Origin of the sequence: Neorhizobium huautlense (genome assembly GCF_002968575.1) — a bacterium.
Lineage (GTDB): Bacteria > Pseudomonadota > Alphaproteobacteria > Rhizobiales > Rhizobiaceae > Neorhizobium > Neorhizobium huautlense.
On the sequence record NZ_PVBM01000003.1, the window covers coordinates 334,694 to 347,628 of the forward strand.

Sequence of the window (12,935 nt, forward strand, 5' to 3'; positions counted from 1 at the left end):
GGACGCAGCCTAATTTTTGTTCCCATGGGGCAATCGCCCTCGTTTTCATCATTATCAATCAGGAGAGACTGGAAAAGCAATTGAGATTGTTCTAGGGGTTTGTGTGAGAAAAACTCACAATAAGGATCAAAATGACCGGCCGGCTGCCGCCCCTCAATCCGTTGCGCGCTTTCGAGGCGACGGCCCGCAGCGGGTCGGTCTCGGCAGCGGCGCGTGAGTTAAACGTTACTCATGGGGCGGTCAGCCACCAGATTAAAGCGCTGGAGGAGTCGCTGAACGTTTCCTTGTTCGAGCGCGGCGGCAAGCGGCTCAAACTCACATCTGAGGGCGCATTACTGCTTCCCGCCGTCACTCAAGCCTTCGGCGAGATTGCTGCCGCCACCGCGCAAATGAAGCGCCCTGCGACAAGCGGTGAGCTGTCGATCACCTGCGTTCCGGCGCTCCTGTCCTTCTGGATCGTTCCGCGGCTCAACACCTTCACGGAGCAATTTCCGGGCGTCAGGCTGAAGATCTTCGCCTCCAATGACCCGGCGCAGCTTCATTCACCTGACGTGGACGTCTGTATTCTCTATGGGGACGGCAATTGGCCGGACGCGTGGACACGGCTCTGGAGCAATTTGCAACTGTTCCCAGTCGCCAGCCCGACGCTTTTGAACAGCCGGCCGCTGCGCTCCATGCGTGATCTCGAAGACCACGTCTTGCTGCACGGCGATGCGGATGGCCGTGAGTGGAATACTTGGCTTTCGGCCGCGGACGCCATCGAGCTGCCGCGTCGGCAGCAGCATTTTATGGGAGACGCCCGCTTCTCCACGGAAGCCGCGTTGCATGGACAGGGCATTGCACTTGGCGACACGATCACCGCCAGCAATCTGATCGCCCGCGGCGAACTCGTGGTTCCTTTCGACTTGAGCGTGGCAGCAAACGATTCCTTCTATGTCGCTTGCCGTCCTGCAGTGCGTGCCACGCCCATCGTGCGCGTCTTCATCGATTGGATATTTGCCTCGCTCGAAGCGGATCGGATTGCGGAGCCACAAACATCCGCTCGGACGCTGCTGCGGGGGCGCAGAGCATAAAAAAGAAGCCGCCCGAGGCAAAGTCGGGCGGCTTCAGTTCGTTCACGGAAGAACGGAAGGCTTAAGGCTGCGTACCGGTCCCGCCAGTACCACCGGCAGGCGGTGTTGCTGGAGCAGGATTGGCAGCCGGCGGAGCCGGAGTTGCAGGAGCCGGGGCCGGAGAGGCGTTGTCGGCGGCCGGCGGCGTGGTTGAAGAGGTGGTTTGGGGATCGGTGGGCGAACTGCCCATCTGCGACCAAACGAAGGCGCCGACAAGAATGACGGCGAGCACGGCTACCCACGGCACCCACGAGGAGCTGCGGCGAACTTCCATATTGTTGTTCACCCCGGGGGTTGTGCGAGGTTCATTCAATCTGTCATTGGGATCATAAGTCATGATGCTTCCTCCTTCTGCCTGGCTTTCAATGCCTCGGCGCGCGATTTGTTCCCGGAACTTTCAATCGGAGATGGTCGCTCAACGGGAGCGCTGGCTTGAACGGGCAAAATCAGGAATGGAAAAACGCCTCCGGTAAGCTGCCGGAGCAAGGCCGGTCACCCGTTTGAAAAGGCGGCGGAAGAAGGCGGGTTCTTCGTATCCGACCTGCCAGCTGATCTCGTCGACCGACATATCCGTACGCTCCAGCCGGCGCTTGGCCTCCTCGATCCGCAGCCGTTGAACATAACTGAGCGGGCTGATGCCTAAAGCACTGGTGAAGCGCCGTTTGAAGGTGCGCTCGGTCAACCCGGAATGGCGGATCATCTCTTCGAGCGGATTGGCAACCGAGAAATGCGCAGCAATCCAATCCTGCGCCGATCTGACGGCCGTGTCGCCGTGGTCCCTGCGCCCTTCGAACACGATGTAAGGCGCAAGCCCGTCCTGATGCCATTGAAGCGCAAAACTGCGGGCAATAGCCTGCGCTGCTGCGGCTCCGGCATGACGAGCAATCAGATAAAGAACGAGGTCGTGCCATGTCATCGACGCGCCGGACGTAACGAGATTCTCGCGGTCGCCTGAGACAACCAGCACCCGTTCAGGATGGATGCAAACCTTAGGAAAGGTCTTCGCAAAGGTATCGGCGTAGCCGAAATGCACGGTGGCGTCGGCGCCGTCGAACAGACCTGTTTCTGCCAGCAGGAAGATGCCGGAACATGCCGAGCACAGGAGGGCGCCCTTGTCGTGCATGCTGCGTATCCAGGCAACCAGCTGCGGATATCGACCTTTCTGCCAGCCATCTGCTGCGAGCAATATGGAGGGAACAATGATGATCTCGGTAGTTTCGATTTCTCCAATACTCCGCTGCACGGTAATCGGCACGCGACTTGCCAGCGGTAGCGGACCCGCCTCAAGCCCGACGATCTGTACTTCGAAAGGTTGCGATCTTGCAGGTCCCGGAGGCGGGAAAACGGAAAAGGCGTTCATAACGTCGAACACACCGCTGAGCGTCGAGACCACCGCGTCGGGAATAGCCACAAGGCTCACATGTATCGGCCTGACATCCGTTCCGGTCGCCTCACGCGACATGACCCTTCTCCATATCGATTCGTGCCGCTGCAACCAGGTGGCCCAAACGACCCGATTTTGGTGTTTCCCGCTCTGCCGGTCGAGCCCCTGACCTGCGATCTTCCAGTCATCATCACAACAGATGAATGAAAAGGAGATAGCAATATGGATTATGTTACGAGCACTGCGATAGATCCGGCAAAGCTGGACGCAATCGTTTCCCGTGCCATCGGGGATCTTTCCGCCGGTTATGGAGGCGTGATGATCAGCATCGGCAACCGCCTCGGCCTTTACAAGGCAATGGCAGGTGCAGGCCCGCTGACTTCGCGGGAGCTTGCAAACCGCACGTCCTGTGCGGAGCGCTATGTGCGCGAGTGGCTGAACTCGCAGGTCGCAGGCGGCTATCTCGCCTACCACGCCGCAACGGATCGTTTCGAACTCACCCCGGAACAGGCGCTGGTACTTGCGAATGACGAAAGCCCGGTTTTCGTCGCAGGCGCCTGGGCCGTGCCGGCCTCCATGTGGGCGGATGAGGACAAGGCGCTTGAGGCCTTCCGGACAGGATCCGGAATCCCCTGGGGAGACCACGACGGCCGTCTTTATTGCGGCGTCGCTTCGTTCTACCGGAACGCCTACAAGGCCAGTCTTGTCCCTGAATGGCTGCCTTCGCTTGATGGCATCATCGAAAAACTGACGGCCGGGGCGTCTGTTGCCGATGTCGGTTGCGGTTATGGCCATTCCACGGTCATGATGGCAGAAGCCTTCCCGGCCTCGCGCTTCCGGGGTTTTGATACGCACCATAAATCCGTTCTCGAGGCGAGGAAGATTGCAGCCGATGCGGGCGTCGCAGACAGGGCGACGTTCGAACAGGCACGTGCGGAAGACTATCCTGGGGCAGGTTATGACCTGATCTGCTTCTTCGATTGCCTCCATGACATGGGCGACCCGCTCGCTGCTGCAAAACACGCTGCACGAATGCTCGCCCCTGGCGGTACCGTGATGCTGGTGGAGCCCTTTGCCAATGATCGCGTGGAGGACAATATTTCGCCCGTCGCGCGCCTCTATTACGCGGCCTCGACAACCATCTGCTGTGCGCATGCCATTTCCGACGGCGGCCGCACCGTGCTGGGGGCACAAGCCGGCGAGGCGCGATTGCGGGATCTGTTCTACAAGGCAGGTTTCACCCACTTCAGGCGGGCCATGGCAACGCCGTTCAATCTGATCCTTGAAGCGCGGCTTTGACTTGACCTGAAGGAGATCGGGGGCGGGAAAGAATATCCCGCCCTTATACATTGAGAGGCCGGAGCGTCTGTTATGATGCTCCGGCCTCGTTTGTCATTGGGGTGATCGCAACACCGCAATGGCTGAGGGCAAAGCGGTTGGGCTTGGCCGCCCTGAACCTTCGTTCGCAAAAAAGCAGAACCCTTTGCGCTCATCGAGGCATCGTCGCACCGTTGAGGGAGCTTCGCGCTCGCGTATAAGGGAGACCTGCCTCATGTCTTATACTAGTCGTTTTGTCGGCATCGACATATCAAAATCCTCTTTTGACCTCTGCATCCTGCCGGATAGCCGCTCGGCGAGCTTTGCCAACACGGCGGCAGGAGTTGCCCGCTTCCTGGCCTTTGTCGCGCCATTGAAAGGGATCGAGCGCTTCCTGCTGGAGCCCACCGGCGGCTACGAACGCCGTGTGCTCGATGCGCTTCTTTCAGCGCGGATGCCGGTGGCGCGCGTCAATGCCAGACAGGTGCGACAGTTCGCCGGCGCCTGCGGCCAACTCTCCAAGACCGACAGGATCGACGCCTTCATCCTGGCCGACTACGGTCGGCGGATGGAAACCGAACTTGTCCTGCCAGCTTCTCCAGCCCAGATGAATATGGTCAGTCTGGTGGCGCGCTACAGGCAGCTGTCACACATGATCGTGCAGGAGAAAAACCGCCGGGAGAAGCTGGCCAGCCGGGCCGACGACAAGACGAGGGTCTGGATCGAAGAAAGCCTACAGTTCCTGCTTGACCAGCGCCAGGCGGTTGTCGAGGCGATGACAGCCTGCCTCGAGGCGGATAAGGCGCTCTCGGGCAAGGTCGCTGTCATGATGTCGCTCAAGGGCATTGGTCTGCGCACAGCCTGCTTCCTGCTGGCAGGTCTGCCTGAACTCGGAAGCCTGGACAAAGGACAGATCGCCAAGCTCATCGGCGTCGCGCCGCTCAACCGGGACAGCGGCCAGATGCGCGGCAAGCGCATGATTGCCGGCGGTCGAAAACCGGTTCGCGATGCCCTCTACATCGCAGCCCTGCCGGCAATCCGCTTCGATCCCCACATCAGAGCTTTCTTCGAAAAGCTGAAATCGAAAGGAAAACCCGGCAAAGTCGCGCTCGTCGCCGTCATGCGAAAGATGATCATCATCCTCAACGCAAGAATGCGGGAACACCACGCTAACGCGATTGACACCTAACACCGTTGCTTTAGTTTTGTGCCATCGCGGTTCTCGGCGAGATCCAGTTGTGCCACTGCTCTACGCTGCCATGGAACACATTGAGGTCGATCTTGCCGTCGACGCCGTGTGACAGGCCCGAACCGGAATACTGCCAGAAGACCCATTTGCGGCCCGGATAGACCTTGGAGGGATGCTGGGCAACGGCGCGCAGCCAGAAGGGGTAGTTCAGGAATTCGCCCGAGAGGTTGTCCTCGTAGAAATCGGGTGCCGTATAGATGATCGGGCGCCGGCCGTAGTGACGTTCGAGCATATCCATGAAGACCTGCATCTTCTCCAGCACGCGCTTTCGCGCAAGGCGTTGCTTGCAGCGGGATTCGCCGTTCCACTCCACGTCGATGACCGGCGGCAGCGCGTCCGGATCCCTCGGCACGTTGCGGATGAACCACTCCGCCTGCTCGCCCGCCGTGCGGCACCAGTAGAAGAAGTGGTAGGCGCCGCGTTTCAGGCCGGCTTCCTTGGCACGGCGCCAATTCGTCCTGAACATCGGATCAAGATGGTCGCCGCCATCGGTCGCTTTGATATAGGCGAAATTCGCCCCTTGCATGCGGAGTTTCGTCCAGTCGATATCGCCCTGCCAGCGCGATACGTCGACGCCGTGAACGGCGTAATCCTTCGGCGAGACGCGTCCGAAGTTGATCGGTTTGGCATCGCGAAAGCGGCGGCTGTAGATCTGCATGCGTCCGCGCCCCGGCGCCGGTTCGATCGCGGGGCTTTCAGGCATCAGCGTGGCAACGGGTCGTTCCGTGGGAAGCGGCATCCCGACCGTTGTTTCGCGGACGAAGGCCTGCGGTCCTGGTGCCGGGGTAGACCACGCAAGCGTCTCCGCTTGTGGCGCCTGAGAGCCGACTCGAGAGGTCTTGCCGACGCCGACCGATGGCACTGGCGCTGCCGGTTGGACGACCGAGCCGGTTGTTTCCTTGGCGGCGACGCCCGAAGCGGCGCTTTCCGAGCCTGAGCTGGACGTGCAGCCAGCAAGTGCGAAGCCAGCGATGAAAAGTGGCAAGACCGTTAGACGCATGACAACCCGTACGCAACATAAACCGGAGTCTCATCCCGTCTGCCGACGGAATACCTAATGGAAAATTACCGGAAAACACTGAATGCAATCTTAATTACCGGCCCTTGAATTCTCTCTTATTCCCGCTTGGGGAAACACCAACGGCTGCAGCGGCTTGTCAGGCCTGGTGGGAACAACTTCCTAACAGGGTGGTTGGGTAGACATCGCACAGACGGTAATCCGCCGATCCTGTCTTAGAACACTGGGAGAGACCAATGACAGAACGTGACCTTAATCTCACAAAAGGTCCTCAACCCGAATCTCCGTATGCGGACGCCGGCAATCCGGCCAGGGATATTCCGACCCCGCAATCCGGCCAGGGCTCCGGACCCGGGATGGAATCTCGGCAGGGCGCTGGGGCCGGAATCGTGGACAAGGCCAGGGAGGATTTGCGTGGGGCCAAGTCAGCTGCCCGCGTTGAAATCAGCCAGGCAACTGAAAAGGCAAAGCAAGCAGCAGCCGGTCAAAAGGACTTTGCCGCTGAGCGGGTCGGTGGCATCGCCGCGGCCATCGGCAAGGTTGGCGACGAACTGCAGCAAGGCGACCAAGCGGCTGTCGGGCGTTACGCAAAGCAGATCGGCTCAAGCGTGCAGCGCTTTGCAGATGATATCAAGGGCAAGGATATCGGTGAGATCGCTGGAATGGCGGAGGAATTTGGTCGCCGGAACCCGGCAGCTTTCCTCGGGATCGCAGCGCTTGCCGGTTTTGCCGCTAGCCGCTTTCTGACTGCATCCGCAGATCGCCACGCACAGCCGAAGACCTCACGCAGCGATGAGGCAAGCGTTACCAGATCGCAATCCGCGCTCACCTCTCCCGCTACCACCGGGACGGGCACAAATTTTGGTACGGGTTATCAGACAGGAGGCACCCACAATGGCTAACAGCTTCGACAATCGCCCCCTTCCGGAACTGGTACGGGACCTGGTGACCGATATCACCGGCCTGTTCCGCAAGGAAATTACTCTGGCCAAGACGGAAGCTTCGGCAAAGATGTCGTCCGCGCTGACCGGCGTAGAGGCATTCGCGGCCGGCGTGATTTTCGCCATCGCCGCAGTCGGCGTCCTCCTGGCCGCCCTCGTTAGGGGGCTAACCGCATTTTTCGTTTCCCGCGGAATGGCTGAACCCGGCGCCGATGCGCTGTCCTCCGTCATTGTCGGAGTGCTTGTCGCACTTGCGGCATGGATGATGATTTCCAAAGGCCTTGCCACCCTGCGTGGCGAAAATCTCAAACTGGATCGTACCTCGTCCTCGCTTCGCCGGGACGCCCAGATGATCAAGGAGCGTGTGTGATGGTTCACATTTCTGATAACGCCAAGGCCGAAGCGCTCGAACGGGAGATCGATGAGGATCGCCGCCGTATCGAAGAACGGATGAACGCCATTCAGGCCAAAATGTCTCCAGGACAGTTGCTTGATGAAGCGCTGGGCTGGGCAAAGTCCAGCGGTGGCGGCGAATATGTCGCCAATCTCGGCAATGCCGTGAAGACCAATCCTATTCCCGTCGCGTTGATGGGCGTCGGCATGGCCTGGCTGATGGCAAACCCGGCAGGTTCAAGAACTGCACAGACGGACCAGTCTGATTACGAGGAAGAGAACTATCCTCTCGCGCCGGTCCAGGGACCTGTCCGCCGCACCGGCCCGGTACAGATCGATGGGGAATATCGCTACAGCCATTTTGCCGACGAAGGGGGCAGCCGGTTCAAGGCCCTGACGGATGAGACCGGCCGGCGAGCAGGACACTTCATGGATGACGCCGGCCGGACCTATCGCGGTTTTGCCGACGCCGCCGGCCAGCAGATCCATGACATACGCGACGAAACCGGCAGGCTCTTTGACGAGGCCTCCGGGTGGGTGGCCAAGACGTGGCGACGCATGGGTGCGACTGCATCCCAGGCGAGTGGTTCCGTGGCCGCGAGCTTCCGGTCCGTCCGGGACGGCACGATGTCGAGAACCGACGCGCTAAGAGATCAAGCCTCTGATATGAACAGCGCCATCCTGAACCACTTCAGGGACCAGCCATTGATTGGAGGCGCCTTGGCATTTGCGCTTGGCGCGGCAATCGGTGCGGCTCTTCCCAACACGCGTCGAGAAGATGAAATGATGGGAGAAATGTCCGACGATATGCGTGAACAAATAGCCGCCAAGGCATCCGATGTTCGTGACAAGGCTGAGGAGGTGGCGTCCGACGTCTATGAAAAGGCAGCGGCAGTTGCCTCCGACGTTCACGATGTCGCCAAAGAACGCATCGTCGAGGAAGCGAAACCTTATCGGCGCTCCAGTGGCGATGGGCGTGCCGATCCCCGCACCCATTGAATAACCTGCACGTCGCATGCAAAGGCTCCCGAGGAATAGCGGGAGCCTTTTATCGCTCTGCGCCGGCCTTGAGCCGCGCAGCCTCACGCCGTGCAAGGCTCTCCGGCGGCCAAAGCGCTTTGGTACTGTAATATTCCTCGAAGACATCAGCATCGTCCGGCAGCCTTACCCAGGGCACTTTCGAACGGGTGAAGATATGGACGTCGGGCTTGAATTCCGCTCGCCGGTTCAGAGTCGAAACACGAATGAAAAACATCCATCGACGACGGCCGTAATCGCTCCAGAGCGCCGTCTGGCATTGAGGACACCGGTAGATATCATGCGGATGACCGCTGTCTGTCGCCATCGTGACGGCAACCGGCTCGCCCTTGACGATAACGACGCGCTCGGCCTCGATCAGCGCGTTGATGGCAAAGGCGCCGCCGGTCTGTTGCTGGCAATCGGTACAGTGGCAGCAATGGATGAACATCGGCCGTCCGCGCATGCGGTAGTGGATTCTGCCGCAGAAACAACTGCCCTCAAAGATCTCGTCCATATGGCTTCTGCTCCCTGAAACACGGTGACCCTATCATGAATTATCGTGCCCTTAGCCTGCAAACGAAAATGAGGAAGACGCAAACGGCCGGTTCTGCTTTAACTCCCTCAAGGTCGCATTCAACGGGGATAAAAGGATGTCAAAGGAGCGGATCGGGATCGTTGGCTTGGGACGTATGGGCAGCGCCATGGCGGAGCGGCTTGCCAAGCAGGGCTTCTCCGTAACCGGCTGGAGCCGCAGCGGCCTTTCGCAACAAAAGGCTTCCACGCTTGGAATTGCTGCGGCAGGCGACTTGGCCCGCCTGTCGGCTGCCTCGGACATCATCATTCTCGCCCTCCTCAACGAGGCAGCTGTGCATGCCGTGCTCGACGAGATTGCATCTGCCGATCCCGCCCGGAAACTGATCGTTGATACGAGTACGGTTAGTCCCGAGGTGCTGCGCACCCATCAGGCGATGATGGAACAAAAGCAAGCGGCGCTTCTGGACGCGCCGATTGCCGGGGGGCCGGAGACGTTGCTTGCTGGGACGGCCGGCTTCTATATCGGCGGTGCGGATGACAATTTTCGGCGCTTTCAGCCGATCGCTGAGGTTTTGTCGAACAGGGTCCTGCATGTCGGCATGCTGGGTGACGGCGCATCGGCAAAGCTCATCAACAACATGATGTTGATGGGGCTTTGGCAGACCATGAAGGAAGCGATCCAGCTTGGTGGCAAAGCCGGTCTTTCGGCCGAAAAAATGATCGAGATCCTGTCCGGCAGCCCTGCAGCCAGCCCGGCGATGAAATCGAGGCTGCCGGTCATCCTCGGTCAGACGGAAGCTGTCGGCTTTCCCGTCTCGGGCGTGCTAAAGGATATGGATGTGGTCTTTGACGTTGCCGGTCGTCTCGGCGTCGCAATACCGGTGATCGAAGCGGCTTGTGTAAGTTTCAGGCAAGCGGCCGCGCTCGGCCATAGCGACGCGGATCTCGGCACCGTGGTGCGGCTGGCGCTGGAAGGGAAAAGCTGAGCGGAGTCCGCTCAGCCTGGTCGAGCGATCAGAACGTGCGGCTGAGTCTGGCGTCGACGGAATGGCGGTTGCCGCCGCGGAGCGCAAAGAACAGGAAGATCGCGGCCCAGAGGATGGATTTTTCTGCGCCAGCAAGACCCTCGGCACGGACGATTCCATGGAAGTAGACCGTGACCAGCAGCACGATCATCGCCGCAAAGGATGCTGGGCGGGTGAAGAGGCCGATGGCGATGAATATTCCGCCGAAGAACTCGGTCGCCGCCAGAAGCGGCGACCAGAAGACGCCTGGATAGAAGCCGAGGCTTTCCACCATGCCGACGGCGCCGAACGGATTGGTGATCTTTCCGAATCCGTGCGTAACAAGCAGCACACCCGCGGTCACCCGCAACAGGGTTTCAACGATCTCGTGGGCGGAGGTATAGACAGGGGAAAGTGCCGGAATGATAAGGCGTGAGCGTGTCGTGGACTGGAGAGCGATGGGAGGACCTCTTTGATTGGTTATGGGACATGATGCGTCGCGCCACAAATTGACGGAGGAGCAGTCCGTGTCGAGATGTCCGCGTTCAAAACTTGACTTTATAGGTGACAATATTGTGAGATTGATTTGAAAAGCCATGAAAGGTGAATCCAATGAAAAAACCGCGCATTACCATTCTGTACTGCACGCAATGCAACTGGCTATTGCGGGCCGGGTGGATGGCACAGGAACTCTTGCAGACCTTTACCGACTCGCTCGGCGAGGTGGCGCTTATTCCGGGAACTGGCGGCAATTTCGAAATCCGGATCGATGATGAATTGATCTGGGAGCGCAAGCGCGATGGCGGGTTCCCCGGTCCGAAGGAGTTGAAGCAGCGTATTCGCGATGTCATCGATCCCGATCGCGACCTTGGTCATCTGGATCGTACAGCGGAGGAAGGCGGCGGGGCCTGACGGTCTTATCGGTCGACGGCGAAGGTTTTTCCATGACTGACATGGAAACTTCAAAAAGCCAGTTGACAGCGAAGAGCCACGCCCGTACATGGCTCTCCGTCGCCCAGATGGCGGAATTGGTAGACGCGCCAGCTTCAGGTGCTGGTACCCGAAAGGGTGTGGAGGTTCGAGTCCTCTTCTGGGCACCATTCCATTCAGAACGTATTGATTACGTTCATCTTTCTGATATTTCTGAGTAATTCGCTCACCCACTGCTACACACGGGTGATACACAGTGCATATCAGATGGCTTCCCCAATGCGGCGTCCCGGTACCTCCTTCATTCAATTCAGAAAGCGTATTCCGCAGGATGTCTTGAGCAAAGCTCGAGGCGCATCTCTCGCCATTCCTGTGGGGGACGAGGTCTTCCAAACCGTCGTTGGTACAAAGGCTATGGAGATTACGGTCTCGCTGCGCACACGCGACCAACGTGAAGCCAAAGAGCGCCAAGCTCAGGTAAGCCTCTATCTCGATGGCATGTGGCAATCTCTTCGGGACGGGCCGAAGCAGCTTTCTCACAAGCAAATTCAAGCCCTGGCAGGTGAGGTCTACAAACAGCTTGTGGCATCGTTCGAGGACGACCCGGGTAGTCCCAGGGCGTGGCGGGAGGTCGTTCAGCTACAGGCCAACGCCATGGCAGGTGGTGACGCTGCGAGAGAGCGCTGGTTCGGTCCGACCGTTGATCAAACACTGGCCAGTCACGGTTTGGTTGTCTCAGCGGATAACCAAGACACATCGGGACGACAAAGGTCATCGCATATCGCAGCCAGCCTGAGAAAACACAGGAAAGTCCAATCGGAAAACCTGTCCGCGCACAGGTCTCATAAGTTCCACATCGCAACAAAGATAAAAATGCTGCCCGTTCGAGACGAGGTGCTTGCGCCGGGGTGTTTCTGGGCAAAAACCACGCCGAGATCGCCCTGTTGGACGGGAAAAGCATCACCGAAATCGAACTTTGCCTGAACATGCATTAGCCGGCCGTGACCCAAAACGCGAACGACTGAGGTGCCCCCCATCACGGTCGTTCCGCTGTCTCTTCCAGTCCTCCGGAAGCGGACACAGCGGCGTCAGCACCTTGACAAGGTTGCGTCACAGCAGACCCAACAGCCCGGACTGGTCCAAGGGGGGCGCAGGGCGAGCGCGTTCAGATCAACCCCGATGTCGCAACGTACGGCAGGGCGCCGTCTTAGCCCGCCAGTGTCGCCAAGACGACGACGATCGCGAGAACTGTGTCCAGCACGCAGCAGAACTCGGCCATCGATCGTACGACGACCTTGTTATTGACGTGGTGGTAGACATCCCAGCCGGCATGTGCGACCAGCCCCGCCGCTACCAGCAGCGCTCCCACAAAAGGACTGATGAAGAGGGCGACGGTGGCCAAACCGCCGAAGACGATCATTGCGATGGCTTGCAGCGGCAATTCGCGATTCGGGCGTCTCAGAGCGCGGACGACGCCATAGACCGCAACTATGGCGGCGACGATCAACATCGCCGATGCCGCATTGAACGGTATGAGGCCGAGCCTTGCGAGGGTGATCACGACCACCGACAGCAGGAATACCGGCCAGGAAACCCATGGAATCTCCAAGGCAGCCGCTGCCAGGTATACGAGGCCGGAGGCCACCACGATCGCAGCCAGGTCGGTGCCGCGCTCCGAACCATTGAGCAGATCGATCGACACGAACGCCGCGAATGCCATGCCGATAGCCGCCGGCCACCATTGTATCGACCGCCAGCCCGACGTGCGGGATTCGGACGCCGACTTTGACGCTTCAGTCATCAGTGCTCCTCCTTGCAGTGGCGTGGTCCTTGCCGCCCGCCCGTGTAAACACTAGCAGGCGCAGAGAGTTGGCAGGAATGACAAAAATATGGTAATTTCTGCCAATGCTGCATCATATAGTCATCGCTGTTTATCAGGACTTCGAATTGCTAGATGCGACCGGCCCGGCGTCCGTTTTCGCATCCGCCAATCACGCTCTCTCAGAGGACGGAATGCCTGCATACTATGCCGT

Annotated in this window: 15 protein-coding genes and 1 tRNA gene; 10 read left to right on the forward strand and 6 right to left on the reverse strand. The window is 59.4% G+C overall.

Going from position 1 to position 12,935, the window contains the following annotated elements; all coding sequences use genetic code 11:
• Positions 1 to 131 precede the first annotated feature (131 nt).
• Positions 132 to 1,073: a transcriptional regulator GcvA gene (gene gcvA, locus C5L12_RS05580; protein ID WP_105371021.1), complete on the forward strand. Its 942-nt coding sequence runs from the start codon at positions 132 to 134 to the stop codon at positions 1,071 to 1,073.
• 61 nt (positions 1,074 to 1,134) lie between these two features.
• Here gcvA and C5L12_RS05585 read toward each other — a convergent pair whose 3' ends face one another.
• Positions 1,135 to 1,449: a hypothetical protein gene (locus C5L12_RS05585; RefSeq protein ID WP_105371022.1), complete on the reverse strand. Its 315-nt coding sequence runs from the start codon at positions 1,447 to 1,449 to the stop codon at positions 1,135 to 1,137.
• Positions 1,450 to 1,527: 78 nt separating this feature from the next.
• The gene (locus C5L12_RS05590; RefSeq protein ID WP_105371023.1) at positions 1,528 to 2,574 is read right to left on the reverse strand and encodes a GlxA family transcriptional regulator; all 1,047 of its coding nucleotides are present in this window, start codon (positions 2,572 to 2,574) and stop codon (positions 1,528 to 1,530) included.
• Between the two features lie 144 nt (positions 2,575 to 2,718).
• On the opposite strand from C5L12_RS05590, the gene C5L12_RS05595 reads away from it, so the two are divergent.
• The gene (locus C5L12_RS05595) at positions 2,719 to 3,795 is read left to right on the forward strand and encodes a class I SAM-dependent methyltransferase (RefSeq protein ID WP_105371024.1); all 1,077 of its coding nucleotides are present in this window, start codon (positions 2,719 to 2,721) and stop codon (positions 3,793 to 3,795) included.
• A 253-nt stretch (positions 3,796 to 4,048) separates the two neighbouring features.
• Entirely contained in the window at positions 4,049 to 5,002 is a 954-nt protein-coding gene (locus C5L12_RS05600; RefSeq protein ID WP_205839309.1) for an IS110 family RNA-guided transposase, read from the forward strand.
• A gap of 10 nt (positions 5,003 to 5,012) precedes the next feature.
• Here the strand turns inward: C5L12_RS05600 and C5L12_RS05605 are convergent, their stop codons facing one another.
• Positions 5,013 to 6,062 (reverse strand): glycoside hydrolase family 25 protein, encoded by a 1,050-nt coding sequence (locus C5L12_RS05605; protein ID WP_105371025.1) that lies wholly within the window; start codon positions 6,060 to 6,062, stop codon positions 5,013 to 5,015.
• Between the two features lie 254 nt (positions 6,063 to 6,316).
• Here C5L12_RS05605 and C5L12_RS05610 point away from each other — a divergent pair, with 254 nt between their 5' ends.
• Genes C5L12_RS05610 through C5L12_RS05620 form a run of 3 tightly spaced genes read left to right on the forward strand, consistent with a single transcriptional unit; the run spans position 6,317 to position 8,413 of the window.
• Positions 6,317 to 6,982, forward strand: coding sequence for a nutrient deprivation-induced protein (locus tag C5L12_RS05610; RefSeq protein WP_105371026.1), 666 nt, complete (start codon positions 6,317 to 6,319; stop codon positions 6,980 to 6,982).
• Entirely contained in the window at positions 6,975 to 7,391 is a 417-nt protein-coding gene (locus tag C5L12_RS05615; RefSeq protein WP_105371027.1) for a phage holin family protein, read from the forward strand. Before C5L12_RS05610 ends, C5L12_RS05615 begins: the two co-directional genes overlap by 8 nt.
• On the forward strand, positions 7,391 to 8,413 hold the full coding sequence (locus C5L12_RS05620; protein WP_105371028.1) for a DUF3618 domain-containing protein: 1,023 nt from the start codon (positions 7,391 to 7,393) through the stop codon (positions 8,411 to 8,413). The genes C5L12_RS05615 and C5L12_RS05620 overlap by 1 nt, the downstream gene beginning before the upstream one ends.
• 49 nt (positions 8,414 to 8,462) lie before the next feature.
• Here the strand turns inward: C5L12_RS05620 and C5L12_RS05625 are convergent, their stop codons facing one another.
• Positions 8,463 to 8,948: a GFA family protein gene (locus C5L12_RS05625; RefSeq protein ID WP_105371029.1), complete on the reverse strand. Its 486-nt coding sequence runs from the start codon at positions 8,946 to 8,948 to the stop codon at positions 8,463 to 8,465.
• Between the two features lie 136 nt (positions 8,949 to 9,084).
• Between C5L12_RS05625 and C5L12_RS05630 the strand changes: the two genes are divergently transcribed.
• Positions 9,085 to 9,954, forward strand: a complete 870-nt coding sequence (locus C5L12_RS05630) for an NAD(P)-dependent oxidoreductase (RefSeq protein ID WP_105371030.1) — start codon at positions 9,085 to 9,087, stop codon at positions 9,952 to 9,954.
• A gap of 28 nt (positions 9,955 to 9,982) precedes the next feature.
• Here C5L12_RS05630 and C5L12_RS05635 read toward each other — a convergent pair whose 3' ends face one another.
• On the reverse strand, positions 9,983 to 10,432 hold the full coding sequence (locus C5L12_RS05635) for a DoxX family protein (protein WP_105371056.1): 450 nt from the start codon (positions 10,430 to 10,432) through the stop codon (positions 9,983 to 9,985).
• A 152-nt stretch (positions 10,433 to 10,584) separates the two neighbouring features.
• On the opposite strand from C5L12_RS05635, the gene C5L12_RS05640 reads away from it, so the two are divergent.
• From C5L12_RS05640 to C5L12_RS05650, 3 genes are all read left to right on the forward strand, one after another.
• Entirely contained in the window at positions 10,585 to 10,884 is a 300-nt protein-coding gene (locus tag C5L12_RS05640) for an Rdx family protein (RefSeq protein ID WP_105371031.1), read from the forward strand.
• Positions 10,885 to 10,985: 101 nt separating this feature from the next.
• Positions 10,986 to 11,072: transfer RNA gene (locus tag C5L12_RS05645), tRNA-Leu, on the forward strand.
• A 109-nt stretch (positions 11,073 to 11,181) separates the two neighbouring features.
• A complete protein-coding gene (locus C5L12_RS05650; protein WP_170109050.1) occupies positions 11,182 to 11,886 on the forward strand; it encodes a DUF6538 domain-containing protein in 705 nt (234 codons plus the stop codon).
• A gap of 223 nt (positions 11,887 to 12,109) precedes the next feature.
• Here the strand turns inward: C5L12_RS05650 and C5L12_RS05655 are convergent, their stop codons facing one another.
• Complete coding sequence (locus C5L12_RS05655; RefSeq protein WP_105371033.1) at positions 12,110 to 12,703, reverse strand: hypothetical protein; 594 nt, start codon at positions 12,701 to 12,703, stop codon at positions 12,110 to 12,112.
• Between the last annotated feature and the right edge of the window lie 232 nt (positions 12,704 to 12,935).

Bases quoted from the DNA above. Each gene is read 5' to 3' on its own strand.
- C5L12_RS05625 (WP_105371029.1), bottom strand. From the start codon at position 8,948: ATGGACGAGATCTTTGAGGGCAGTTGTTTCTGCGGCAGAATCCACTAC.
- C5L12_RS05630 (WP_105371030.1), top strand. From the start codon at position 9,085: ATGTCAAAGGAGCGGATCGGGATCGTTGGCTTGGGACGTATGGGCAGC.
- C5L12_RS05610 (WP_105371026.1), top strand. From the start codon at position 6,317: ATGACAGAACGTGACCTTAATCTCACAAAAGGTCCTCAACCCGAATCT.
- C5L12_RS05655 (WP_105371033.1), bottom strand. From the start codon at position 12,703: ATGACTGAAGCGTCAAAGTCGGCGTCCGAATCCCGCACGTCGGGCTGG.
- C5L12_RS05620 (WP_105371028.1), top strand. From the start codon at position 7,391: ATGGTTCACATTTCTGATAACGCCAAGGCCGAAGCGCTCGAACGGGAG.
- C5L12_RS05605 (WP_105371025.1), bottom strand. From the start codon at position 6,062: ATGCGTCTAACGGTCTTGCCACTTTTCATCGCTGGCTTCGCACTTGCT.
- gcvA (WP_105371021.1), top strand. From the start codon at position 132: ATGACCGGCCGGCTGCCGCCCCTCAATCCGTTGCGCGCTTTCGAGGCG.
- C5L12_RS05650 (WP_170109050.1), top strand. From the start codon at position 11,182: ATGCGGCGTCCCGGTACCTCCTTCATTCAATTCAGAAAGCGTATTCCG.
- C5L12_RS05640 (WP_105371031.1), top strand. From the start codon at position 10,585: ATGAAAAAACCGCGCATTACCATTCTGTACTGCACGCAATGCAACTGG.
- C5L12_RS05585 (WP_105371022.1), bottom strand. From the start codon at position 1,449: ATGACTTATGATCCCAATGACAGATTGAATGAACCTCGCACAACCCCC.
- C5L12_RS05615 (WP_105371027.1), top strand. From the start codon at position 6,975: ATGGCTAACAGCTTCGACAATCGCCCCCTTCCGGAACTGGTACGGGAC.
- C5L12_RS05590 (WP_105371023.1), bottom strand. From the start codon at position 2,574: ATGTCGCGTGAGGCGACCGGAACGGATGTCAGGCCGATACATGTGAGC.
- C5L12_RS05600 (WP_205839309.1), top strand. From the start codon at position 4,049: ATGTCTTATACTAGTCGTTTTGTCGGCATCGACATATCAAAATCCTCT.
- C5L12_RS05595 (WP_105371024.1), top strand. From the start codon at position 2,719: ATGGATTATGTTACGAGCACTGCGATAGATCCGGCAAAGCTGGACGCA.